At 71.5% G+C, this 23,905-nt stretch carries 21 protein-coding genes and 1 pseudogene; 10 read left to right on the top strand and 12 right to left on the bottom strand.

The window, feature by feature from the left end:
• Positions 1-91 precede the first annotated feature (91 nt).
• From Prubr_RS14625 to folP, 6 genes are all read right to left on the bottom strand, one after another.
• Positions 92-397, bottom strand: a complete 306-nt coding sequence (locus tag Prubr_RS14625; protein WP_212825775.1) for a hypothetical protein — start codon at positions 395-397, stop codon at positions 92-94.
• 102 nt (positions 398-499) lie between these two features.
• Positions 500-1,912, bottom strand: a complete 1,413-nt coding sequence (locus tag Prubr_RS14620; protein WP_212825773.1) for an ABC transporter permease — start codon at positions 1,910-1,912, stop codon at positions 500-502.
• A 191-nt stretch (positions 1,913-2,103) separates the two neighbouring features.
• Positions 2,104-2,574: a DUF3180 domain-containing protein gene (locus Prubr_RS14615; RefSeq protein WP_212828035.1), complete on the bottom strand. Its 471-nt coding sequence runs from the start codon at positions 2,572-2,574 to the stop codon at positions 2,104-2,106.
• 47 nt (positions 2,575-2,621) lie between these two features.
• The gene (folK, locus tag Prubr_RS14610) at positions 2,622-3,149 is read right to left on the bottom strand and encodes a 2-amino-4-hydroxy-6-hydroxymethyldihydropteridine diphosphokinase (protein ID WP_212825771.1); all 528 of its coding nucleotides are present in this window, start codon (positions 3,147-3,149) and stop codon (positions 2,622-2,624) included.
• Positions 3,146-3,517, bottom strand: a complete 372-nt coding sequence (folB, locus tag Prubr_RS14605; RefSeq protein ID WP_212825769.1) for a dihydroneopterin aldolase — start codon at positions 3,515-3,517, stop codon at positions 3,146-3,148. The genes folK and folB overlap by 4 nt, the downstream gene beginning before the upstream one ends.
• The gene (gene folP / locus Prubr_RS14600; RefSeq protein ID WP_212825767.1) at positions 3,514-4,440 is read right to left on the bottom strand and encodes a dihydropteroate synthase; all 927 of its coding nucleotides are present in this window, start codon (positions 4,438-4,440) and stop codon (positions 3,514-3,516) included. Before folP ends, folB begins: the two co-directional genes overlap by 4 nt.
• Before the next feature lie 327 nt (positions 4,441-4,767).
• Here folP and Prubr_RS14595 point away from each other — a divergent pair, with 327 nt between their 5' ends.
• From Prubr_RS14595 to Prubr_RS14565, 7 genes and pseudogenes are all read left to right on the top strand, one after another.
• Positions 4,768-5,082, top strand: coding sequence for a hypothetical protein (locus tag Prubr_RS14595; protein ID WP_212825765.1), 315 nt, complete (start codon positions 4,768-4,770; stop codon positions 5,080-5,082).
• A gap of 14 nt (positions 5,083-5,096) precedes the next feature.
• Positions 5,097-5,459, top strand: coding sequence for a hypothetical protein (locus Prubr_RS14590; RefSeq protein ID WP_212825763.1), 363 nt, complete (start codon positions 5,097-5,099; stop codon positions 5,457-5,459).
• Positions 5,460-5,562: 103 nt separating this feature from the next.
• Positions 5,563-8,909: pseudogene (locus tag Prubr_RS14585) on the top strand (ATP-binding protein).
• Between the two features lies 1 nt (position 8,910).
• Positions 8,911-10,830: an MFS transporter gene (locus tag Prubr_RS14580; RefSeq protein WP_212825761.1), complete on the top strand. Its 1,920-nt coding sequence runs from the start codon at positions 8,911-8,913 to the stop codon at positions 10,828-10,830.
• A 4-nt stretch (positions 10,831-10,834) separates the two neighbouring features.
• Positions 10,835-11,386: a hypothetical protein gene (locus Prubr_RS14575; protein WP_212825759.1), complete on the top strand. Its 552-nt coding sequence runs from the start codon at positions 10,835-10,837 to the stop codon at positions 11,384-11,386.
• Entirely contained in the window at positions 11,383-12,522 is a 1,140-nt protein-coding gene (locus tag Prubr_RS14570; RefSeq protein WP_212825757.1) for a M23 family metallopeptidase, read from the top strand. Before Prubr_RS14575 ends, Prubr_RS14570 begins: the two co-directional genes overlap by 4 nt.
• A 13-nt stretch (positions 12,523-12,535) precedes the next feature.
• Complete coding sequence (locus Prubr_RS14565; protein WP_212825755.1) at positions 12,536-13,141, top strand: hypothetical protein; 606 nt, start codon at positions 12,536-12,538, stop codon at positions 13,139-13,141.
• A 3-nt stretch (positions 13,142-13,144) separates the two neighbouring features.
• On the opposite strand, the gene Prubr_RS14560 is transcribed toward Prubr_RS14565, so the two are convergent.
• Positions 13,145-13,567 (bottom strand): hypothetical protein, encoded by a 423-nt coding sequence (locus tag Prubr_RS14560; protein ID WP_212825753.1) that lies wholly within the window; start codon positions 13,565-13,567, stop codon positions 13,145-13,147.
• Between the two features lie 321 nt (positions 13,568-13,888).
• On the opposite strand from Prubr_RS14560, the gene Prubr_RS14555 reads away from it, so the two are divergent.
• Positions 13,889-16,468 carry an FtsK/SpoIIIE domain-containing protein gene (locus Prubr_RS14555; RefSeq protein WP_212825751.1) on the top strand — a complete coding sequence of 860 codons (2,580 nt, stop codon included), beginning with the start codon at positions 13,889-13,891 and terminating at the stop codon, positions 16,466-16,468.
• A complete protein-coding gene (locus Prubr_RS14550; RefSeq protein WP_212825749.1) occupies positions 16,465-17,121 on the top strand; it encodes a hypothetical protein in 657 nt (218 codons plus the stop codon). The genes Prubr_RS14555 and Prubr_RS14550 overlap by 4 nt, the downstream gene beginning before the upstream one ends.
• A 12-nt stretch (positions 17,122-17,133) precedes the next feature.
• Here Prubr_RS14550 and folE read toward each other — a convergent pair whose 3' ends face one another.
• The 4 genes from folE to Prubr_RS37665 all read right to left on the bottom strand — a co-directional run bounded on the left by folE (position 17,134) and on the right by Prubr_RS37665 (position 21,132).
• The gene (gene folE / locus Prubr_RS14545) at positions 17,134-17,739 is read right to left on the bottom strand and encodes a GTP cyclohydrolase I FolE (protein WP_246568954.1); all 606 of its coding nucleotides are present in this window, start codon (positions 17,737-17,739) and stop codon (positions 17,134-17,136) included.
• 116 nt (positions 17,740-17,855) lie between these two features.
• Positions 17,856-19,874 carry an ATP-dependent zinc metalloprotease FtsH gene (gene ftsH / locus Prubr_RS14540; RefSeq protein ID WP_212825747.1) on the bottom strand — a complete coding sequence of 673 codons (2,019 nt, stop codon included), beginning with the start codon at positions 19,872-19,874 and terminating at the stop codon, positions 17,856-17,858.
• Positions 19,875-20,318: 444 nt separating this feature from the next.
• Complete coding sequence (gene hpt / locus Prubr_RS14535) at positions 20,319-20,894, bottom strand: hypoxanthine phosphoribosyltransferase (RefSeq protein ID WP_212825745.1); 576 nt, start codon at positions 20,892-20,894, stop codon at positions 20,319-20,321.
• Positions 20,895-20,997: 103 nt separating this feature from the next.
• Entirely contained in the window at positions 20,998-21,132 is a 135-nt protein-coding gene (locus Prubr_RS37665; protein ID WP_281425915.1) for a hypothetical protein, read from the bottom strand.
• Positions 21,133-21,285: 153 nt separating this feature from the next.
• Here Prubr_RS37665 and Prubr_RS14530 point away from each other — a divergent pair, with 153 nt between their 5' ends.
• Positions 21,286-22,239 (top strand): GlxA family transcriptional regulator, encoded by a 954-nt coding sequence (locus Prubr_RS14530; RefSeq protein ID WP_212825743.1) that lies wholly within the window; start codon positions 21,286-21,288, stop codon positions 22,237-22,239.
• A gap of 30 nt (positions 22,240-22,269) precedes the next feature.
• Here the strand turns inward: Prubr_RS14530 and Prubr_RS14525 are convergent, their stop codons facing one another.
• Positions 22,270-23,898: a gamma-glutamyltransferase family protein gene (locus Prubr_RS14525; protein WP_212825741.1), complete on the bottom strand. Its 1,629-nt coding sequence runs from the start codon at positions 23,896-23,898 to the stop codon at positions 22,270-22,272.
• Positions 23,899-23,905 lie beyond the last annotated feature (7 nt).

Raw genomic sequence — 23,905 nt, 5'->3', positions numbered from 1 at the left:
ACGTGGCGCCAAACCACCTGACCGAAATCAGGCTTGATGTCCGCTCGGCAGTGCGGGCAGACCACTCGGCGTGGATCGCCGGTCGGGCAGGTCAGTGCTTGAGCAGGTAGTCGATGAAGGCCGCGCGCAGCAACGGCTCCGCCTCGTCGTAGCCGTGCCCGGTGAACTCCCGCCACAGAGCGACCGCGTCGTCGATCGTCGGCCCCACCGAGTTCGGGGAACCGTCCAGCTCCGCGGCGTCGTCGGCATGCGGCAGGTGGCGCAGGACCGACCAGAAGAATCCGATGTCGCGGTTCTCCCGCGCGACGGCGAAGGCCCGCTCGCGCAGCTCCTCCGTGGGCAGGGCGTCCAACTCCGCGAAGCCGGGACCGGTCGCGCCGCCGGACGACTCGGTCATGACACCCACCCGCTTCGCTCGCTCATGACGCCGAGCGTAACCGTTGATCGTCGCAGCGGCACGGTCGGTGGCCGGGGTGTCGCCGCCCCGGCCCGGGGTGGATCAACGGTCGTCCGTCCCCCACCGGCCACTGCCCCACGGGTCGAGCCGCCGGTCGGCGGGCTGCGGTGGAAGTCCGCTCGACCAGGAGTCACGGTCCTCCGACCGCAGCTCCGACCAACCCGAGGTACGCGTGATCGCCGGTTCGTTCAGCCAGTCCTCCTCATGTACGGTCGCCGACCTCGGCCGCCCGAACGTCTCGACCAGACGGGAGACGACCAGTCCGGCGGTGATCGTCGCGGCGGCCACCGCGTACAGCGACACGTCCCACCCACGTTCCCGCGCGTACGTGACGAACAGCGTGATGAGCACGACGGTGAGCAGGGTGCCGAAGACCCCGCCGCGCCGACCGAACACGCTGGTCCCGCCGAGCAGGGTGGCCCCCAGCGCCAACCCGGTCCACTCCAGTCCCGGCGTCGGCACGACCGGACCGGTCGTCGCGTCGCCGGCGAAGAGGACCCCGGCCAGCACGGCGAAGAGCATCGACGAGACGAGCACCACCGCCGCCAGCGCACCGGCCAGGGCACCCCGCCGGCGGGCCGGATCGGCGACCGGCCGGAACCGGCCGACCGCGCGGCGGATCGCCCTGATGCTGCCGAGCAGGCCGCCGAGCAGAGCGAGGGCGGCGAACCCGCCGAAGAAGTACAGGGCCTGCCCGGTCGCGTCGTACCCGCTCTGCACCTCGACCGGCGCGGACCGCTGGCTGATGAAGACCACGACGGCGAGTGCGGCACCGAGCGTGGCGGCCCAGGCGGGTACGTGGAACCCGACGACCACCACGGCGACCACGGCACCGAGTACGACGGCCGCGAGCGCGGCGACCCCGACGGTCTCGAGGACGCCCCGGTCGCTCTGCTCGGCGAAGTGCAACGCCGACGCGACCGCGACCGGGCCCAGGGCGAGGTTCGGCGTACCGGCGCGCAGAGTCAGGCCGGCGGCGAGGGTGAGCAGTCCGAGCGCCGCCGCGAAGACCAGCAACGAGTCGAGCGCGTCGACGCGTACGGCATCGGGATTTTCCCGGTACAGCAGGAACGCCACGGCCAGTACGCCGAGCAGGAGCACGATCTCCCAGGCCACGTGGATCGCCATCCGGTCGCGGCCGGGTTCGCCGTGCGCCGGATCGTCGAACACGTCCTCGAGGACCGCAGGGGGTACGGCACGCTGCGCCGCGGTCGTCGTCGGCTCAGCCGTACGGCGGTCGCCGGTCGCGTCCGGGCCGGTGGCCGCGGTCGTGGTGGCACTGCCGCCCGGGCCGGCCGCGCCCGGGCCGCCCGGAGAACCGGAGGCGTCGCGCCCCGCGAGCGGATCCCGGCCGGAGTCGCGCCCCGAGTCGAGGGCCGAGTCGTTCCGCGTGCCGAACAGCGGATCGGCGCCCGACCGGTCATGTCGGGAAAACCTCGACTCGTCGTACGACATCTCACGGGCCTCCTGTGGTCATTCAGCCGACCACCTCTGCCCCTTTGTCGCCGACGGGACGCCGAGTGGGTCGGATGACCGGCCCGATCCGACGACATCGGCGGGGTCGAACCCAGTCGGACGCACCGTACCCGCGTCGCCGCCTGGACGTCACCCCCCGTATCCGTTACCGCTGCCCGGGGTTCTCCCGGTCATTCCCGGGACTCGTCCGACTTCTGCTCCTCGTCGGGGCGTTTCGGTACCCGGCAGGACCGCTCCAGCCACAGGGCGGCGCCGACCAACGCCAGCGACGCGATCAGCCCGCCGGTGGCCGCCGGAATGTCGTCGGACGCCGCCTTGGTCGGCTCGATCACCAGCCAGGCGGCAATCCCGCCGTAGAAACCGGCGAATATCGAACCGGCCAGCGAGGACGCCTTGGCGAGGACGACGAAGCGTGCCACCGTCAGCGGTTCCACCGGGTCGCGGCCCGGCCGGCGGTCGATGCGGGCCCGGGTGTTCACGGCCGCGTAGCCCTCCAGCACGGCCAACCCCAGAATCGTCACCGTCGGTAGCCAGGGCAGGTCGGGAAACGCCCGGTAGTAGACGTTGCTGATGACGAGCCAGGCCAGCGCCGCCGCGGCCAGCCCGGCGACGACCAGCGTGGCCGGTCGGGTCGGGCCCAGACGTGGCTGCTCCGGCGCCGGCCGACGCCGGGAAGAGTCCGGTTCGCTCACGAAACCGACTCTAGTGGCAGATCCGGTCGCGGGCTGACGTCCCGGACCTCGCTCGCCAACGGCTCGGCGTTGAGCAGGTCGGTCAGCCAACCGTGCCCGGGCAACCGGCCGTACGGGTCGATGTCGATCCACGGCCGAAGGACGAAGGCCCGCGACGACGCCCGCGGATGCGGCAGGGTCAACTCCGGGTCGTCGCTGAGCACCGGCTCACCGGCGGCGTCCCAGACCACGATCACGTCGACGTCGAGGGTGCGTGGCCCGAAGCGGCGGGCGGGGTCGCGCAGCCGCCCCGCCGCCGCCTCGGCGGCCCGGGCCCGCTCCAACCACTCCCGCGGCGTGGCCCGCGGATCCTCGACGAGGATCGCGGCGTTCAGGTACGCCGGCTGGTCGGCGTCGCCCCACGGCGGCGTCTCGTAGACCCCGGACGCGACCAGCAGCACGTCGTCGAACGACGCCACCGCCGCCCGTAGCTGCCCGATCCGGTCGCCCAGGTTGCTGCCCAACGACAGCACGGCCCGGGTCACGCGACCGCCTGCCTGGTCCGGGTCAGGGTGACCGCGACGTCGGCGAAGTCGTGCGGGATCGGCGCCTGCGGCTTGTGCACGGTGACCGTCGCCGAGCTGACCCGAACGTCCGACAGGCACACCGCCACCAGCCGCTCGGCCAACGTCTCGATCAGGTTGACCGGCTCGCCGGTCACCACCGCCACCAGCCGCTCGGCGAGTTCCCCGTAGTGAACGGTGTCGCCGACGTCGTCCGAGGCGGCCGCCGGCCGCAGGTCGACGTCGAGCACGACGTCGACGACGAAATCCTGGCCCTGCTCGCGTTCGAAGTCGAAGACCCCGTGCCGGCCGTGCGCACGGAGCCCGGTCAGGGATATCCGGTCGGTCATCGTGGTCCTCCTTCGGCCGGGCCGCGGGCACCCGGTTGGCCCGTTCGTCCCACGGTGGCATCCGGTGGCGTCGGGTCCGGCGTGGTCGCCAGGCGGGGACGCCCACTGGCCTGCCACACCGCGAGCGCGTCGACGGTCTCGCGTACGTCGTGCACCCGTACCCCCCACGCTCCGGCCGCCACCGCGAGCACGCTGGTGGCGACGGTGGCCGCCGTACGCCCGCCGGTCGGTCGCGGCGTCCCGTCCGGCCCGGCGAGCAATTGTCCCAGGTACGACTTCCGACTGGCGGCGAACAGCAGCGGATAGCCCAGCGACAACAGCTCCGGCAGGCCCGTCGTCAGGCGCCAGTTGTCCTCGGCACCCTTGGCGAAGCCGAGTCCGGGATCGACGACGATGCGGTCCGCCGCGACCCCGGCGGCAAGCGCCGCCTCGATCCGTTGGGCGAGTTCGGCCCGTACGTCGCGGACCACGTCCGCGTATCTGGCGAGGTCCCGCATCCGCTTCGAATGGCCACGCCAGTGCATGAGCACCCAGGGGCAGCCGGCGGCGGCCACGACCCCGGCCATGGCGGGGTCGGCCAGTCCGCCGGACACGTCGTTGACGACGGCGGCGCCGGCGTCGAGGGCGGCCGCCGCCACGCTGGCCCGGCTGGTGTCGACGCTCATCGGGACACCGAGGTCGGCGAGGGCACGCACGACCGGCAGGATCCGGGCCGTCTCCGTCTCGGCGTCGACCCGGTCGGCACCCGGCCGGGTCGACTCACCCCCGATGTCGACCAGGTCGGCGCCCTGCTCGCGCATCTCGACCCCGTGCCGCACGGCAGCGTCCAGGTCGGTGTACCGCCCGCCGTCGGAGAACGAGTCCGGCGTGACGTTGAGTACCCCCATCACCACCGGATGGTCGGCGCGCAGCAGATCAGGCACGGACTAGACGGTACCCAGGGGCGGATGCCACCTTGCCACCACCTCTTCGAACATGTGTACGATCACTCACGCCACGCCCGCACCACCAGCCGCACTCTTCGTAGCTTGTTCCCAACGGGGGCGCACCGTACGCTTTGGAATTGCGCATCATTCAGACGTCCAAGCGCGAAGGGATGGGCCAAAGTTGCACAAAACGCCCACAACTCACCACCGTGCGCGGTGGCGGTGAGACCCAGAGTCAGCATGAGCATGCTCGACTCGGCACTTCGCAAGGCTTGACAACTGCAGTGCCCCGGCTCCGCCGGCCGGGCACCGGGGAGGTTTCCGATGATCGCCACAGAGCTGGTCGACACGGCGTGGACGAGCGCCACGTACGTGGCCGACGCGCTCGCCCCCATTCTCGCCGCCGAGCCGGCCCCCTCCGGCTTCAACACCGAGGGCGTCGTCAGCTTCCTGGCCAGCAACGTGGCCCCGATCCTGCTCGCGGTACTCGGCGTGATCTTCATCGGCCGGGCCAGCAAGGGTGAGATCTCGAAGGTGCTCACCAGCTCGGCGATCGCGATCGTCGGTCTTGCCTTCATCGCCGGCGCCGCCACACTGTTCTTCGTCGGGGATTACCTGATCAATCTGATCTTCGAATAGGGCGCGGGCACGAGATGCGGCTGCGCACCGACGACGACATCTACCGGGCCCGTCTGGTCTACCTCGGTCCGCCGGGCTACACACTGCCGGTACACCTCCCGTACGCCCAGTACGGCCTGTTCATGCTGCTCGTCCCGCTCTACATGTTCATCCACTGGATGTTCACGCTCAACGTCGAGCTGTTCCCCGCCTGGGAGATCGCGCTGGCGATCGTGACGACGTCGTTCATCTTCCGCTACGTCGATCCCGACCGTCCTGCCCGCATGGTCATCCGGACGGCACTGACCGACTGGCGGCGCACCCGTGAGCCGGCCGTCGAACGGCGCGACCCCCGGTTGATCGCCACCCGTATCCGGGTTCGGGAGGAACTGGTATGAGCGAAGACATCCGGCGGGGCCGGCACTCCGCCAGCGATCCTGGTGCCGTGGCCGGCGGCATCCGGCGTCGACCGACGGCCGCCGACCCGGGTGGGGCGAGAGCATGACCCGTTCCACTCCGCCGGGCCCACCACGCTCGGCCGGCCGCCCGGCCGACAACCGACGTGACGTTGCGCGATCACGCGACTACCGCGAGCCTGATCTTGCCGAGGACGCCGGCGGTGACGCCGAGTTGGTGACCAGCCCGGGACACGGTGCGGTCGCCGTCTTCCAGGCACCACAGCCACCGCGTGGCCGGCCGGCCACACCGCCCGCCGCAGGCCGCCCCCCGGTCCCTCCCGCCGAGCACGCCGACATCGACTCGCCGTTCCTGGATCTCTTCGCCGGATCCGCGCCCCGCGTCGATCCGTCCGCCACCGCGCCCAATCTGCCGGCCGCCCCCGCCGAGACGCCGACCCGCCGGGCGCGCCCGGCGGAACTGCCCGGCGGCCGCAGGCGACCGCCGGCGTGGGAACTCGACCCGGCCCCCGCCGCCCCTCCGGCGGCGGCCCGGCAGGAACTCGCGCCCGCACCGCCGCCCCCACCCCCGGCGCGGATCCCGCCGGACGTCGAGCCCCACCCTGTTCCGGACGTACCACCGGTCGAGAGATCCGCCGCCACCGCATACCACCATCCCCCGGCCGAGGTGACCGACGTTCCGCCGGTCGAGCGACCACCGACGGACACCGTCCCGCCGGTTGCCCCGGTCGGACCGGGCCACCTGCCGACCCCCGTCGACCTCGACGACGGGCCGGTTCCAGGCCTGCGCCGGCCCGAAAAGCCGACACCGGATAAGCGCCGGTCCCGCAAGCAGACCGCCGCCAAGCCGGTCCGGGTGAAACCCCCAAGGTCAAGTTCAGCGACCGTGACCCGTCGATCGAGCTGGCCATTTCCGAGATCGCCGGCCACCTGACGTTCGCGCCCAACACCGTCACCGCGTGGTACTGGCTGCCCGAGGTGCGCTGGGCCTTCCGGCCGGACGCCGAACGGGAAGCTCTCCTGTCGGCGATCTCCGAGCAGTACGCCGGCCTCGCCGGATTCCGGTTGCACCTGCGACGCACCACCCGGCCGTTCCCCGCCGACGAGTGGGCCCGCACCATCGACACCTACACGGCCAAGCCGTTGCCCGACGTACCCGGTGCCGCCTCGTGGTCCGACCACCTCGTGGCCGCCCAGCGGCACCTGCTGTCGGTCAACCACGCCGAGGGACAGACCTACCTCGGCGTCACGTTCGCCCGCCGTACGATCGGCAACTCGCTCGCCGAACGTGTGCTGCGGGCCTTCGGCCGCGGCGTCGGCGAAGGCGAACGCCGCAAGCTCGGCCGTACCGTGGAGCAGTTCGACGAGGTCCTCGCCGCGTTCGGCATGCGCGGGCGCCGGGTGACGTCGCAGGAACTCGAGTGGCTGCTCTACCGCTCGGTGGCGCTGTGCATGGCACCGCCCGGTGCCCTGTCGCCGGTCACCAACGGCCGGTGGGAGCAGGGCGATCTGCTCGCCCTGACCGAGCAGATCGAGCGTTACCGCACCCCGTACGGCTCCACCGTCAAGCTGGTCAACCGGATGACCGGTGAGGAACGGCACGTCGCGGTGCTCGCCGTCGGCCGGATGGAGCCGCTGGAGATCCCCGAACGCCACGAGCCGTGGCTCCACTTCCACGAGCGGCTACCGTGGCCGATGGAACTGTCGTCCCGGTTCGACATCCTCGGGCCCAACGACTCGTTCCGGAACCTCGAACACCGGCTCCGGATGATCCGCTCTCAGCAGCTCGACTACGCCGAGCACGGCATCGACGCGCCCCCGGAACTGGAGCGGCTCGCCAAGCGGGCCCTCGTCATCGGCGACGAGATGACCACCGGCCTACCGGTGGAATCGGCCCGCGCGCACGGGTGGCACCGCATCGCGGTCGGCGGCAAGACCCGCGACGAATGCCTCGAGCGGGCCCGACGGCTCATCCAGCTCTACTCCCGTGAACTGCGGATCGCGTTGCAGCACCCGAAGAGTCAGGACTGGTTGGCCAGGGAGTTCATCCCCGGCGAGCCGATCGCCAACACCGGCTACGTCCGCCGGATGCCGGTGAAACTGCTCGCCGCCGCACTGCCGCAGGCCGCCTCCACCGTCGGCGACCGGCGCGGTGACCTGATCGGACGTACCGCCGGGACCTGCCGCCGGCCGGTCTTCCTCGACCTGCACTTCCCGATGGAGGTACGCGAACGCTCCGGGCTGGCCGTCTTCGTCGCCGAACCCGGCGGCGGCAAGTCCACCCTGCTCGGCGCGCTGGGCTACCTCGCCGCTCGGCGGGGCGTGCAGGTGACACTGCTCGACCCGTCCGGGCCGCTCGCCCGGCTGTGCGCGATGCCCGAACTGCGGCCGTACTCGCGGGTGCTCAACCTGACCGGCTCCGAGCAGGGCACCCTCGCCCCGTACGCGTTGATCCCGACCCCGCTGCGGTCGGAGTTCCCGACCGGTGCGGCGGGCGACCGCGAGTTCGAGATCGCCGTCTCCAACGCCCGCGCCGAACGCCGCATGTTGGTGCAGGACATCTGCATGATGCTGGTACCGCCGCAGGTCGCCCGGGAGGCGTCCACGGCGACCCTGCTGCGCCACGCCGTACGGCAGGTGCCGGCCGAGGAGACCTCGACGCTCGACGACGTCGTCGCCTGCCTGGCCGGCCTCGACGACCACGAGGGCCGCGAGCTCGCCAACCTGCTGCTCGACACCGCCGAGATGCCACTGGCCCTGCTCTTCTTCGGCCGACCGCCGGAAGGGCTGCTGGGCGCCGACGCGACCCTGACCGTCATCACCATGGCCGGACTGCGACTGCCCGACCTCAAGATCGAACGCGAGTACTGGTCGGCCGAGGAGGCACTGGCCCTGCCGATGCTGCACACCGCACACCGGCTCGCCGTACGCCGCTGCTACGGCGGCTCCATGTCGTCGCGCAAGATGGTCGGCCTCGACGAGGCGCACTTCATGGAGGGCTGGCGCTCCGGACGCTCGTTCCTCGTCCGGCTGGCCCGTGACTCGCGGAAATGGAACCTCTCCGCCCTGGTCGCGTCACAGAACCCGCGCGACATCCTCGGGCTCGACGTACAGAACCTCGTCTCCACCGTGTTCGTCGGGCGCATCGCCGAGGACGAGGAGATCGCCTCGGAGGCGCTACGGCTGCTCCGGGTGCCGGTCAACGACGGCTACGAGGCGACGCTGGCTTCCCTGTCCAACGTGGATGCGTCATCGGCTTCTCGGCTCGGCTTCCGGGAGTTCGTCATGCGTGATGTGGACGGTCGCGTGCAGAAGGTACGCGTGGACGTGTCGTACGTCGAGGGTCTGCTCGACCACCTCGACACCACACCGGCCGCGATGACACCGACACCCTCCGCCCTCACCTCCGAACTGCCGGATCTGGAGTCCTGACATGGCCAGGCGGGCCATGGCAGTGCTTCTCGCCGTACTCGTCGGTGCCGCGGCGACCGTCTCCTGGCCGGCGCTGGGAACGCATCCGGCCCAGGCCGCCCCGTTGCCGACCCGGGTACCCGCGGAACTCTGCACCACCGAGCAGTGGCAGGCCGACTTCCGGGCCTGCGTCGACAAGCTCGAAGAGGTCACCGAGGCCCGGGCGCAGTGCCTGACCCCGCCGACACCGGGCACCCCCGACTCGGGCCTGGCCGGCTGGTTCGCCGGCCGGCCGGACTCGTCGAAGCTCCCCGGCCCGCAGGGCCTCTACAGCGACTACGGCTACGCCGGATACAGCTACACCACGTACGACATCGAAGGCGGCTGCGCCTCGACGCTGCTGCACCCGGAATACCGGGTCACCACCACGATCGCCAACGGCGAGTTCATGCTCGCCACCGCCATCATCGGCGCATCGAACGCGCTGCGGGAACGGGCCTGGAGTCCGCAGTCGATGTGGGGCTGGGCCGATCCGCTGGTCGAGCAGGCCACCAAGGCGATCTACCAGAAGGTGTTCAGCGTCTTCGGCATCGTTACGCTCTGCGTGGTGGGGCTCTACCTGATCTGGCGTTCCCGGCAGTCCGACATGAGCAACGCCATGACCACCGCCGGATGGGCCGTCTTCGTGATGGTGGCGGTCACCGCGGTGGCGGCGTGGCCGGTGGCGTCCGCCAACGTGGCGGACCGGGCCCTGGTGAGCGGCCTCGGCGTCGTACACGACGCAGTCGGACCACGAGCGGCTGACACGCCCCCAGAGCGGTGTGACGATCCGACCCCGGGCGCCTGCACCGACAACCGCCCTCCGGCGGTACGGGCAAGCGACACGTCCACGGAGACGATGCTCTACCGCAACTGGCTGCGGGGGGTGCTCGGTTCGGCTGACACCGAGACGGCCCGGAAGTACGGACGCGCGCTGTACGACGCCAAGTCACTGTCCTGGGACGAGGCACAGAAGTTGCGGGACAATCCCGCTACCCGACAGGCGACCATCGACGCCAAGGGTCGGCAGTGGATGAAGGTCGCCGAGCAGATCCGGGCCGAGGATCCGGAGGCCTACGAGTACCTCCAGGGCACCCGGGACATGGACCGGGTGGGAGCGGGCTTCATCGCCGTGCTCGCCGCGCTGCTCTTCGCGATGTTCGACCTCACCGCGTCGCTGCTGGTGCTGCTCGGCTTCCTGATCTTCCGCTGGGCGGTGGTCGCCGCACCGATCCTCGGCACCGTCGGGCTGATGCGCCCGGCCAGTGCCGGTATCCGGCGGCTCGGGAACGCCGTCGTCGCGGCCATCTTCAACATCGCGATCTTCGGTACCGGCGCGGCCGTCTACCTACTCGCGGTCGATCTGGTGATGAGTACCCCGACCCTCCCGGGCTGGCTCCAGGTGGTGCTGGTCTGGCTCTGTGGCGTGGTGGGATGGCTGCTGCTGCGGCCCTACCGGCGGATCACCCAGCTCGGTGGCAAGGACGCCACCGCCGCGGTCACCTCGGCCGGCTCGTGGCACCGCCAGTTCTTCAAGGACATGCGGGAGGCCGCGAAACTCAACGCCGCCGAACCGGGTGGTTCGGCCGAACCGCAGTCCGCCAAGCGCCGGCAGGTCGTCGTCGAACAGTCCAATCTGCGTCCGGAGGCACGGCTGGAGGATCCGGCGCACTCCTCCGAGAGCCGTGACCGCCCCGGGGAGAAGGTTCCGCCGTCGGCGGAGCCGGCGGCCGCCCCCTCCCGCGAACCGGCACAGCCGCCGGTCCAGCCGCGGCGCCCGGCACAGTGGACAGGTCCGGACGTCCCGGAAAGCGCTCCCTCCTTCGCCATCTACCGTCCGGGGTCGGGCGACCGTGCGACAGCGCCGGATCCGACGCCGCGGGTACGAACCGAGGCGAGGTGACCGGTTGAGACGCGCGCTGGAACGCCTCGTCGTCGGCCTCTTCCGGTCCCGGGTCTGGGTCGCGGTCGTGCTCGGCGTAGCGGTCTTCGGCATCATCGTGGTGGGTCGGTTGGTGCCGGGACCGGATGGAGCGGGTGACGAGGTGCCCCGGGGCGCACCGGTTGGCCCCCTGGTCACGATCGACCCCACCACCGGCGACGACGGGGTCGTGTCGCCACCACCACAGCCGTCACTCATGGTTCGGCCTGGCACACCCGCTCCGGAAACGGTCGCCCGCGCCTTCGCATCGGCCTGGGTGGACCATCAGGACGTGTCGGCCGAGGACTGGCATGCCGCCCTGCGCCCGTATTCGACAACCGCACTCGCCGGGAAGCTGAGCGGGGTGGATCCGGCGGTCGTACCGGCCAGCCGGGTGACCGGCGAACCGGCGCTGACGCCGTACGCGGAAGGATTCGCGGAGGTGGCCATCCCGGTCGATTCCGGCCGGCTGCGGCTGCGCATGGTGGTTTCGGCCGACCGCTGGCTGGTCGATGGTGTCGACTGGGAGCGGGCATGACGGCCGGGCCGGTCGCCGGCCTGCCCCGCCGCCGGCGGTGGCGCGGGATGCTGGCGCTCGGGATCACCACGGTGCTGGTGGCACTCTGCTGCGCCGGCGGGGTGACCGCACTCTTCCTCGCCGACCCGACGACGGAGGACAACGCACTGCTGTTGTCCAGCTTCGGCTGCGGCGAGAGTGGGCCGGTCGACGCCAACGGCAACCTGCCCCGGATCGACCCGTACGGCGAGGCGCAGGTCCGCAATGCGGCGATCATCATCAACGTGGGCGCGGAACTGTCCGTGCCGCCAAAGGGCTGGGTCATCGCGGTGGCGACCGCGATGCAGGAGTCAGCGCTGTCGAACCTGCCGCACCTCGGCGCGAACAACGACCACGACTCGGTGGGGCTCTTCCAGCAGCGGCCGAGCCAGGGTTGGGGCACACCGGCCCAGCTTCGGGACCCGACCTACGCCGCTCGGAAGTTCTACGAAAAGCTGCTGACGGTCAAGGGCTGGCAGCAGATGCCGCTCACGGAGGCGGCCCAGAAGGTACAGGTCAGTGCCTTTCCCGACGCGTATGCCAAGCACGAACCGCTCGCCACGCAGATCGTCAACACGCTCGCCGACGGCGCGGCCCGAGCGGCCGGCACGGTTTCCGAACTGCGGTGCGCGGCAGGCGACGAGATCGCCGCATCCGGCTGGACCGCGCCGGTCGGCGAGGGCATCGTCTCCGGATTCCGGACCGCGGCCCGGCCGAGCCACCACGGGGTCGACCTCGGTTCCGGCCGCGGCACGCCGATCCGGGCCGCCGCGGCGGGCCGGGTGCTGGTCTCCCGGTGCGACGCCGACAGCGCGCCGCCCTGGTCGTGCGATTCGGACGGCTCCCCGTCCACACCGGGGTGCGGCTGGTACGTCGACATGCTCCACGCCGGCAACATCGTCACCCGGTACTGCCACATGGTCGCCCGGCCACACGTCGCCGTCGGCGAGCAGGTCGCGGCCGGTCAGGTCATCGGGCTGGTCGGCACCAGCGGCCGATCCTCCGGCCCGCACCTGCATTTCGAGGTACACATCAACGGTGACCGGAGCAGCCGCGGCGCGGTCGACCCGGTGCGGTTCATGCGGGACGTCGGCGCTCCCCTGGGCGCGGGCACATGACCCGGAAACGCTGATGGGTGGAGAGCCGGTCCCGGACCCTTTCGCCGACCAGCCCGACTGGGCGCCCCGGCCACCACGGCCGATCGTGCCGACGCCGGCCGCCGGCCGGAGCGACCTACGTGGTCGACGGGTCGTCGTCGGGCTGCCCGGACTCGGCTGGCGCACGGATCTGCGCGCGGACGAGACGGTCGTGCAGGGCAGCCGCACCTACGTTCCGGTCATCGTCGAGCAGGACTGGTACCGCGCCGAGGCGGAGCAGATCGAGGTGTTCGCACCGCTCGTCCCTGCGGAGCGGGTGTGGATGGAGACGATCGGACCGGGCATCTCCGACCGTCCGTCACGCAGTGACGTGATCTCGCGGCTGGTCTCGCTCGACGCCCCGCCCCTGCGTCATCCGGTACCGGTGGTGGACGCCGACGCGTTGGTTGGTCGGCGGGTGGTCCAGGTGTCGGACGGAGCGGAGCGGCGCGATCTGCGCGCGGTCACCGAGATGCACACGAGTACCGACGGTGACATCTGCGTACGGGTCGCCACCGAGGTTGACTGGTACCGCTGGGCCTGGACCGGTCAGCCACCCAAGACATTGGAGGTGCCGGTACATCTACTCTGGGTGGAGTGAGCCCTAGGCAGTAGTCACGGAACAAATCTGCCAGTCACGGCTCTCACGCCGGAGACTGAACGACCAAGTCTCGGATCTCCGGCTTCGAACCTGTCCGTCGCTCTGGCCAGTTATGACAAGCCCAACCTCAACATCGGCTGCCTCTTCTGTGGCGTTGTGGGGAGTCAGCGAACTCCAGGTAACCACCACATCGACACCGAATCGCATCTCGCGGTCGTCAATCTCATCCCGCAACGCATGAATAAGATCAATATTCGCTGGCGCTTCACACAAGAATGCCTCTGCCTGCAGGTCGTCGCGATTAGTGAACGTGGCACGCAGGTAGTTGTCGACGACTACGTCGGGGGCGCTTCGGTCGGGTTGGGTCACGGTGTCGTACGCGACATACACCACACCGGCTCCGCCGACACAGAGCAACGCGATCATCCCGCCCAGCACCGAAAGCGCCAGCCGCAGCCGCCGTACCCGAGGCACCGGACCGCCGGGCCCGTACGCGGACCGCTGGCCGTGCATCCCCGACTGTCCCGGGGCATCGCTGATTCCACGTACCGAGGTTATCGGCCGGCGCGCCCCGACCCAACGACCACGGACGTCCATCTCCGTAACCACAACGGCTCGATCGCTAACTATGCGTAGTCACCTCGTTCAGCCCGGCCGCACTGCCTGCGCGTCCGTGAAAACTGGTGCGCTTCTTGGGATACGGTCATCTTTCGACGGACGTGCCGGCCACGACGAAAGGCGGACGGGGTGGCCAGCTTCAAGGGGCGGGCGGGCCGGGCTGCCGCGTTGCATCGGCAGGCCGCCGCGGTCGCGGCGGCGGCCGGTGGCGTCCTCGACGCGACCCGGCCGGCTCCGGCGGACCGGCGGGAACAGCATGATCTGGCCGAGCGGCTGCGGGCCGCGGCTGGGACGTTGGCGCCGGGGTGGCTCGGCGGACCGTTGGAGGCCCAGTCGGCGGACACGCCCCTCGGCGGGCCCGGGCTGCCAGGGTTCGTCCGGATCGGTACGGCGCAGCCGTTGGACGATGCCCGTTTTCCGGCGATCGTCCCGCTGCTCGGCACCGGCCATCTGACCATCGACGCCGATGCCCGGGACGCCCGGGTCGCCGGGCTGATCCGGGCCGTGCTGCTGCGGCTGCTCGCGGCCGCGCCCGCCGGGTCACTGCTGGTCCGGGCGGTCGACGCGGCGGGAATGGGTACGGTCTTCGCGCCGTTCGCGCCGCTGGCCGATGCCGGCCTGATGCCGCCGCCGGTCTCCGACCGCACCGGGCTGCGGGCGGTGCTGGCCGAGGCGGAGCAGTGGGTGCGACCGGCCCGTCCTGCCGCGGCCCGACACAACCGCCGGGACCGTACGTTGCTGGTGGTGATCGCGTCGCTGCCGGAGCTGACCGAGGGTGGTGACCTGGCCCGGATCGCGGCCCTGGCCCAGCACGGTCCGGCGGCCGGGTTGCATCTGATCGTGGCCGGCTGGCCGCCTCCGCCGTTGACGGCGGAGACCACCCAGGCGCCGCTGCCCCGAACCACGATGGTCACGTTGCGGAATCCGTACGCGCTGATCGGCGATCCGCCGGGTTCGTCGTTCGGCAGCCCGGCCCCGCACCTGCCGTCGACCGGGCTGAACTCGCCGGTGTTCCTGGACGAGGAACCGCCGGCCCACCTGTTCGACCGGGTGTGTCAGGAGTTGGCCGACCGGTTCGACGCCCGGTCCCGGCTGTCACTGCGTGACCTGCTGCCCGACGAGGTCGACGGGTCGTGGACCGAGGAGTCGACGGCCGGACTGGCGACGCCGGTGGGCCAGGACGGCGACCGTCCGGTGCTGCTCCAGTTCAACGACCTGACGCCACACTGGATGGTCGGTGGCCGGTCGGGCTCCGGCAAGACGGCGTTCCTGATCAACGTCCTCTACGGACTCTGCGCGCGGTACGGTCCGGCCGAGCTGACCCTCTACCTGCTCGACTTCAAGGAGGGCGTCTCTTTCGCCGACTTCGTACCGACCGACCGGGATCGCACGTGGCTGCCGCAGGCGCGGGCGGTCGGTGTCGAGTCCGACCGGGAGTACGGGCTCGCGGTGCTGCGCGAACTCGACGCGGAGATGACCCGGCGTTCGGTGGCGTACAAGCGGGCCGGGGTGACCCGCTTCAGCGAGCTGCGCGAGCACCTCCGGCTGCCGCGGGTGGTGTGCGTGGTGGACGAGTTCCAGGTGCTGTTGGCCGGCGGCGACCGGCTGGCCGGCGAGGCGGTCGATCTGCTGGAGTCGTTGGCCCGCAAGGGCCGGTCGTACGGCATCCATCTGGTGCTCGCGAGTCAGACGGTGCTCGGTGTCGAGGCGCTCTACGCCAAGCGTGACGCGATCTTCGGGCAGTTCCCGGTGCGGGTGGCCCTGCCGGGTGGTGGTGACGTCCTGGAGCCCGCCAACGACGCGGCCGCCGGCCTGCCGCTGGGTACGGCGGTCGTCAACACCGCAGGTGGGTTGGGTGGGCCGCGGGGCGCCACCCGGGGCCATGAACGGATTGTCCGGTTCCCGGATCCGCATGCCGATCGGACCGCGCTGGCCACTCTGCGACGCCGGTTGTGGGAGGCCCGGCCGCCGGAGGCGGCACCGCCGCTGGTGTTCGCGGGGTACGCGGAGCAGCGGCTCGACGACGACCCGGCCTACCTGGCCGCGCTGGCGGGCCGGTCCGCCCGGCCGGCGGCGCTGGTCGGCCGGACGATCGACGTCCAGTTGTCGACCGCGTCCTTCCCGCTCGACGCCTCGCCCGGCCGGCATCTGGCGGTGCTCGGCCCGGACCCGGCCGGTGCGGACGTGCTCGCGGCGGCCGCCCGCAGCCTGGCCGCGCAGCATCCGCCGGGCGGGGTGCGGTTCGTCGTGGCGTCGTTGGTGGGTGACGGTGATCCGGTGGCGGCCGGGTTGGTGACGGAGTTGGCGGCGCGCCAGGATGTCGAGAGTGTCGACGTGGCGGGGCTGGTCGAGGCCCTGGCCATGGATGGTCCCGGCTACCTGGTGGTCTTCGGCATGGACACGGTGAACGCGGACACGCTGCCGGCGGAGCGGCTTCGCACGCTGCTGCACCACGGCCCGGGACGCGGGGTCCATCTGCTGTCGTGGTGGCGCGGGCCGCGCCGGTTCGGCGAAGAGCTGGGCGGCGCCGGGGCCCGCGACGACGTGGCCGGCCTGGTTTTCCTCAACGTGCCCGGCGCCGAGGTGTCGGCGCTGGTCGGTCGCCCGGTCGACTGGCAGCCTCGGCCGAACCGGGCGCTGCTGCACGACCGGCACACCGACCGTACGGCGGTGGTCGTGCCGTTCACCGGAGCGGAGCGTGACGTATGACGGCGCCGGAGCCGACCGAGGACGCGTGGCGGGACTATCTGGCGGCCGCGCAGCGCCTGGACGCGGTACGCCGGGCCGCGGCCCACGCCGCGAGCGAGCAGGCGCAGGCGGTCCAGGCCGCCCGTGACGAGCTCACCGGGGTACGTGCCCGGCTGGTGCCGCAGCAGTCGCGCCTGCGTGAGCTGGGGGCCCCGGATCGGGAGCTGGTGCCGGGGCCGGCCGAGGTGGCGGCGGAGGCCGCTGGAATGGCTGCCGGCCCGGGTGCGGTGGTGACGGCGTTGCGACGGGCCCGGTCGGCCGCCGATGCGGCGGATGCCGCGGCCGCGGGTACGCTGCCCGACCCGCCGCCGGGGGCGAGCACGCCGTGGCTGCGCAATCTGCTGGTGTACGGCCCGTTCGCGCTCGTGGTGCTGCTCGTCGAGGTGGCCCTCTATCTCGCGTCCGGCGAACGCTCGCCGGATCTGGCCGTGCTGCTGTGCGGGATCGGGTTGCCGGTCGGGGCGTTCGTCCTCGGTTGGCTGGTCGTCGGTTTCGTCTTCCGGCCGGCGCCCGGTGCCCGGGTCGAGCGCACCGCCCTGGTCGGGGCGCTCGTGTGCGGCGCCCCGATGCTGGTGCTGTGTCTGTGGGCGGTCGCCGACCGGATCAACGGATAGGGCCGCCGCCGGCTATGAGTTGATGATGAGCGCCATCGCCTCGGCGCGGGACTTGGCGCTGCGCTGGTGCAGGCCGCGTACGGCGGAGGTGATGGTCTTGGCACCGGCCTTCTGGATGCCGCGCATCGCCATGCACATGTGCTCGCACTCGAGCACGACGATCACGCCGCGCGGGTCGAGCTTGGCCATCAGCAGGTCGGCGATCTGCGAGGTGAGCCGTTCCTGTACCTGGGGTCGGCGGGCGTAGACCTCCACCAGCCGGGCCAGCTTGGACAGCCCGGTGATCCGGCCGTGGGTGCCGGGCACGTAGCCGATGTGCGCCACGCCGTGGAACGGCAGCAGGTGGTGTTCGCACAGGCTCATCACGTCGATGTCGCGGACCAGTACGAGTTCCTCGTGGTTGGCCTCGAAGGTCGTGGTGAGCACCTGGGCGGGGTCGACGCGCAGGCCGGCGAACAGCTCGGCGTACGCCCGGGCGACCCGGGCCGGGGTGTTCCGCAGCCCGTCGCGGTCGGGGTCCTCCCCGACCGCGACGAGGATCTCGCGTACAGCCTTCTCGATCCGTTCGAGGTCGACGGCCTGCTCGACGGGTACACCGGTGAGCTTGCCGTTGACCAGCCGGGCGGCGAGGTAGTCGAGGGTCTCGTCGCCGTCGGGTTCGGTCGAGGAGACCGACTGACCGTTCGGCGACGGGAACGCCTCGACCGGGTCGGGGCGGGAGCCCGTGCCGGCGCTCAGTGTGTGCCGTCCGAGTTCGCGGCGGGTCCGCCGACGGTGGTGGCAGCCTGCGCGCCGTCCGCCTCGGCCTGCTTCTTCAGCGTGTTCTTCTCGCCGGGGGTGAGAACCGGCGGCTCGGTGGACGGCTGGCGCTTGCCGAAGTTGTTGTACGGCGCCATCGGCGGCCGCTTGACCACCCGGGCGCAGATCCGGGCCATGTCGGTCTGGGAGATGGTCTCCTTCTCCATCAGCTCCAGAACGATGTTGTCGAGCACGTCCCGGTATTCGACCAGGATCTCCCAGGCCTCGTCGTGGGCGAGCTCGATCAGCGCCCGCATCTCGCCGTCGATCTCGGCGGCGACCGCGTCGGAGTAGTCCCGCTCGTGGCCCATGTTGCGGCCGAGGAACGGCTCGTCGCCACTGGTGCCGTACTTGATGGCGCCGAGCTTGGAGCTCATGCCGTACTGGGTGATCATGGCGCGGGCGAGCGCGGTGGCCTTCTCGATGTCGTTGCCGGCACCGGTGGTGGGCTCGTGGAAGACCAGTTCCTCGGCCGCCCGGCCGCCGAGCGCGTACGCCAGGGTGTCGATCATTTCGGCCCTGGTCTGCGTGTACTTGTCCTCGGTGGGCAGCACCAGGGTGTGGCCGAGCGACCGGCCCCGGGACAAGATCGTCACCTTGTGTACGGGTGCGGCGTGCGGCAGCGCCCAGGCGACCAGTGCGTGGCCACCCTCGTGGTAAGCGGTGATCTTCTTTTCGTTGTCGCCCATCACCCGGGTACGCCGCTGCGGACCGGCGACCACCCGGTCGATCGACTCCTCCAGCGACTCGTTCGAGATCGCCCGCTTGTCCTGCCGGGCGGTCAGCAGGGCCGCCTCGTTGATCACGTTGGCCAGGTCGGCGCCGCTGAAGCCGGGGGTGCGCCGGGCGACCGCGTCGAGGTCGACGTCGGGCGTGAACGGCTTGCCCTTGGCGTGCACCCGCAGGATGGCCTTGCGGCCCTCCATGTCCGGGGTGTCGACCGGGATCTGCCGGTCGAAGCGGCCCGGCCGCAGCAGGGCGGGGTCGAGGATGTCGGGGCGGTTGGTGGCGGCGATCAGGATGACGCCGCCCTTGGTGTCGAAGCCGTCCATCTCGACGAGGAGCTGGTTGAGGGTCTGCTCGCGCTCGTCGTGGCCGCCGCCCATACCGGCACCCCGGTGCCGGCCGACGGCGTCGATCTCGTCGACGAACACGATCGCCGGCGCGTTGGCCTTGGCCTGCTCGAAGAGGTCGCGGACCCGGCTGGCGCCGACACCGACGAACATCTCGACGAAGTCGGAGCCGGAGATCGAGTAGAACGGCACACCGGCCTCGCCGGCGACGGCGCGGGCGAGCAGGGTCTTACCCGTACCGGGCGGGCCGAAGAGCAGGACGCCCTTCGGGATCTTGGCGCCGAGTGCCTGGTACTTCGCCGGGTTCTGGAGGAAATCCTTGATCTCGTGGAGTTCCTCGACGGCCTCCTCGGAGCCCGCCACGTCGGCGAAGGTCGTCTTCGGCGTGTCCTTGGTGATCATCTTCGCCTTGGACTTGCCGAAGTTGAGCACCCGGGAGCCGCCGCCCTGCATCTGCGACATGAACAGCAGGAGCAGGATGACCAGCACCGCGATGGGCAGCAGGTTGACCAGCAGGGTGAGGAAGACGTTGTCCTGCGACACCTCGGTGTCGGCGGGGCCGGTGATCCGGTTGGCCGCCTTCGCCTCGAGCACGTTGTTCCAGACCTCGTCGCCCACCTGGTAGGGGAACTGGGCCTCGATCTTGTCGGTGTCGGTGTCGCCGAACCGCGCCTGGTCGGCGAGGTCGAGCCGGAGCGTCTGCTCCTTGTCCTGGAAGACGGCCTTTTCGATGCCGCCCTTGTTGAGCTGGTCGAGCATCACGGAGGTGTCGACCTTGTGATAGCTCGGCCCGCCGGTGAAGAAAGAACTGAGTGCGATCGCACCGATGATCACCAGGATGATCCAGACCACCGGGCGGCGGAAGAAACGCGTACGTTCCATACTGTTTCGAGCGCCGAAACGCCCGGACCCTCCTGATCGACGTCTTGGCCGTCTGGTAAACCAGGAGCCGCCGGTGGCGACCTCTCGACCGGCTCGGGAGCCGGTTTCGACCCGACCTGGGTGGCCGGCCCTGATCCGACCGGACCAGCTGGTCGGCCGGGATCCGTCCGACCGGGATCCGTCCGACCGGCCAGGACGGCCGGTTTACCCGCGGCGCTGATGCCGCGCCACGGTCATTCGAAGGTACACCGTGAGCGCGAGGCGCGAGTGTTTCGGGGCGGTCTACGCACAGCGACACCGTCCCGGGTGCGTAAGCAGGCTCGCGGCCCGCGGGAGCCGCCCCGCGCCGCACCCGGGCTGGGTTCGGACTCGGGCCGGCCGCCTCCCGGCACCGACCACGGTAACGGCGGATCCTGAGAGTGGCCTGTACGCGCGGCCGCCGCCCTAGGCTCGGGCGTAGACCTCGGGCTTGAGGACGCCGACGTACGGCAGTTCCCGGTAGCGCTCGCCGAAGTCGAGGCCGTATCCGACGACGAACTCGGTCGGGATGTCGAAGCCGACGTACTTCACCGGCACCGAGACCTTGACCGCGTCGGGCTTACGGAAGAGGGCGACCACCTCGACGCTGGCCGCCGACCGGGACTCCAGGTACTTGAGCAGCCACGAGAGGGTCAGGCCGGAGTCGACGATGTCCTCGACGACCACGACGTGGCGGCCGGCGATGTCACGGTCGAGGTCCTTGAGGATGCGGACGACGCCGGACGAGGTGGTGCCCTGGCCGTAGGAGGAGACGGCCATGAACTCCATCTCGGTGGACGGACCGTGCCGCCCGAGCGCCCGGGCGAAGTCGGCCATGAACATGACCGCGCCCTTGAGAACACAGACGAGCAGGAGGCCGTCCTCGACCGAGGCATAGTCGACGGAGACCTGCTTGGCCAGTTCCGCCGTCTTCTCGCGGATCTGGGCTTCCGAGATGATCACGTGGTCGATGTCGGCGTCGTACCAGGAGCCGTCAGACATGAACCTAAGCCTGCCGTACGCGGGTTGCGGCCTGTCAGCGGGGCAGGCGCTTTTCGGCTGGCCGCCCCACGTACGGCGGGCGGTGGATCACGCACCGTCGCGGTCAGGCGCTGGCCTGCCAGCGCTGGCCCTCGTCGGTGGGTTTCCAGTCGGCGGAATCGCGAGTGTCGCTGGTCACACCGACGACCGAGGCGAGCGCGAGCAGCCCGACAAAGACGAGAAGAACGAAGAATTCCATGGCGGCGTCAGCCTTTCGAGTCGGCTTGGAGAGCTTCGCCGCCGGTGCGCACCGGACGTCACGTAGAAGTCTCCGCCGCCACCGACGACCCGCACAGTGGCAGAGATGCCATTGAACCTCGATTTCCTGCCACCTTCGGCGTAGGCTCGGCGCATGCTCCGTACCGTCGCCGTGCTCGCCCTCGATCCGGTCGCCGCCTTCGAACTGGGCGTGCTCTGCGAGGTCTTCGGCACCGACCGCACCGCCGACGGGTTCCCCGGCTACCGGTTCGACGTGTGCACCGTCGACGGCCGGCCGGTCCGCAGCCGCTCCGGATTCAGCATCGTGCCGGACGCCGACCTCACCCCGGTCGAGGACGCCGACCTGGTCGCCGTACCGGCGCACGCCGAGGGAAGCCCCATCCCGCCGGCGGCCCTCGACGCGCTCCGTCGGGCCGCGGACCGTGGGGCGTACGTTCTCAGCGTCTGCTCCGGCGCCTTCGTGCTGGGCGAGGCCGGGCTGCTCGACGGGCGGGAGTGCACCACCCACTGGCGGTACGCCGACCTGCTCGCCGACCGCTACCCGCTGGCCCGGGTGCGCTGCAACTCCCTCTACGTCCAGGACGGCAACCTGCTGACCAGTGCCGGCACCGCGGCCGGGATCGACGCCTGCCTGCACCTGGTCCGGCAGGAGCACGGCTCGGCACTGGCCACCAAGCTCGCCCGGCGGATGGTCGTACCGCCGCACCGCGACGGCGGGCAGGCCCAGTTCATCGAGGCGCCGATCCCGCGTACGCCGGACGCGCCCACCCTCGAACCGGTGCTCGGCTGGCTGATGGGCAACCTCGACCGGACCACCACCGTCGAGGAGTTGGCCGTACGGGCACACATGGCACCGCGTACGTTCGCCCGCCGGTTCCGGGCCGAGACCGGCACCACGCCGCACGACTGGCTCACCAACCAGCGGGTGCTGCTCGCCCGGCGGCTGCTGGAGGAGACCGCGCTGAGCGTCGAGGCGATCGCCACCCGCGCCGGCTTCGGTGACGCGGCGACGATGCGGCACCACTTCGGGCGCCGGGTCGGCGCCACCCCGCACGCCTACCGCGCCACCTTCCGCGAACGGGTCTGAGCGGCGACCGGGTCGCAGCGGGCCCCGGGATCAGTACCCGACGGCCAACCCGTCGGCGCGCGGCTCGGAGCCGGCGACGTAGCCGCCGTCCGGCAGGCGCCAGATCGCCTGGCCGTACCCGAAGGTCGACGGCTCGGGTTCGACGACGATCTCGTGGCCCCGCCGGCGCAGGTCTTCGACCACGTCGCCGGCCACGCCGGGCTCCACGAGCAGCGACCGGCCGGCGTGCCAGTACCACCGCGGCGCGTCCAGGGCGGCCTGCGGGTCGAGCCCGCCGTCCAGCGTCGACGAGATCACCTGCACGTGTCCCTGCGGCTGCATGTGGCCGCCCATCACCCCGAACGGTCCCACCGGCTCGCCGCCCCGGGTCAGGAAACCGGGGATGATCGTGTGGTACGGCCGCTTGCCGGGCGCGACGACGTTGGGATGGTCCGGGTCGAGGCTGAACCCGGCACCCCGGTTCTGGAGGCCGAACCCGAGGCCGGGCACCACGACGTACGACCCGAAGCCCAGGTAGTTGGACTGGATGAGACTCACCATCAGACCGTCCCGGTCGGCGGCGCACAGGTAGACGGTGCCGCCCCGGGCCGGATCGCCGGGTGCCGGTGTGCCGGCCCGCCCGCCGATCAGCGCCCGCCGCGAAGCGACGTACGCCGGGTCGAGCAGTCCGGCGGTCGGGACCGCGACCCGGTCGGGGTCGGCGACGTACGCGTGGGCGTCGGCGAAGCCGAGTTTCGTCGCCTCGATCTGCCAGTGCGTCCGCTCGCCGGCGGGCATCCCGGCCAGGTCGACCCCGTCCAGGATGGCCAGGGCCATCAGCGCCGCCACGCCCTGCCCGTTGGGCGGCAGTTCCCAGACCTCGTGCCCCCGATAGGCCGCCGACACCGGGTCGACCCAGGTGGACCGGTGCCCGGCCAGGTCGTCGGCGGTCAGCAGGCCACCGGTCGCGGCGGCGTGTCGGGCCACTTCGGCGGCGATGTCGCCGTGGTAGAAGTCGCTGGCCCCGCTGTCCGCGATCCGGCGCAACGTCGCACCCGCCGCCGGGTTGCGCCACCGCTCGCCGGCCCGGGGTGCCCGCCCGCCGACCGTGAAGGCGCGGCCCCACTCGGCGAACTCCGACCCGGCCAGTTCGACGTGGGTACGCACCGACCGGGCCCAGCCGGCGGCGACCCCGGGCGACACCGGGAAGCCGTGTTCGGCGTACCGGACGGCGTCGTCGAAGAGGTGGGCGAACGGCAGCGAGCCGAACCGGTCGTGCAGGTCCCGCCAGCCGGCCGGAGCCCCGGGTACGGTCACCGGCAGCCAGCCTCGGGCCGGTAGCCCGGGGGCGGTCGCCTGGGCACCGCCGTGCCCCGCACTCGGCTCCGCCCCACGGCCTCCGGTCGCGGCGAGCACCGCCGCGCGGGTCAGCGCCGCCGGCGACCGGCCCGAGGCGTTGAGGCCGTGCAGCCGCGTTCCGTCCCACACGATGGCGAACAGGTCGCCGCCGATGTCGTTGGAGCCGGGCTGCACGACGGTCAGCGCGATGGCGGTGGCCAGCGCGGCGTCGACGGCGTTGCCGCCGCGACGCAGGACCGCCGTACCGGCCGCCGCCGCCAGGGGCTGGCTGGTCGCGACGATGCCGTGCGGGGCGTACACGGGTTGTCTGGGGTGCGGCATCCGGCCA

The organism is Polymorphospora rubra (assembly GCF_018324255.1).
GTDB classification, from domain to species: Bacteria; Actinomycetota; Actinomycetes; order Mycobacteriales; family Micromonosporaceae; genus Polymorphospora; species Polymorphospora rubra.
This window is presented reverse-complemented; position numbering and strand designations above follow the sequence as displayed.